The sequence below is a fragment of the uncultured Microscilla sp. genome, assembly GCF_947493425.1.
GTDB lineage: Bacteria > Bacteroidota > Bacteroidia > Cytophagales > Microscillaceae > Microscilla.
In genome coordinates this window covers 1-563 of record NZ_CANLRP010000456.1, presented here as the reverse complement: position 1 = coordinate 563, position 563 = coordinate 1, and the positions used below count along the sequence as shown (strand labels likewise).

Sequence of the window (563 nt, the reverse complement as noted above, 5' to 3'; positions counted from 1 at the left end):
CAAGAGCCGTGTGATGGGAGACTATCACGCACGGTTCTGTGAGAGGTTCGGGGTGAAAATCCCCTTACCTACTCGACCTAATGACAATGGTTTGCTCTTTTTCCATGAGATAGAGATAGTCGCCCAACCTCATAGTCCAAATTACTTCTACCTCGTTTTTGGCTTTGTTTTGCCTAAAATGCATACTTATACGCACTGCATTGGGTTTGATTCCTTTTTCGTGGGCAATCTGGTGGGCAGTTTTGCCTCTAAACCTAGAGCCAAAATCAGCCATAGAACTATCTACACTCGCTTCTGAAGTGGTAACTATTTCTAATAAAAGCAGGGTGTAATCATTAGTAAATTGCTTGAGGAAGGCATCTTTGCTAAGGAAAGAATGAATGTCATCGGTAAATATGCCCGCATAGTCATTTACGGTGATATTACCCTCTTTGAAAACCCTTGCTCGGTCTTTTTTAAATACACTGACCTTGCCCAACAGCTCGGTTTTTTTGCTGAAAGGCATATTAGTGAGCTGTGCCCGCAGGGTAGACTGAAACTGGGTGACCACATTATCTTCTTTG

General features: G+C 43.0%; 1 protein-coding gene. It reads right to left on the bottom strand.

From position 1 onward, the window contains the following. Nucleotides 1-64: 64 nt before the first annotated feature. A partial coding sequence (locus tag Q0954_RS34315; RefSeq protein WP_299466693.1) for a hypothetical protein occupies nucleotides 65-563 on the bottom strand: 499 nt, incomplete at its 5' end.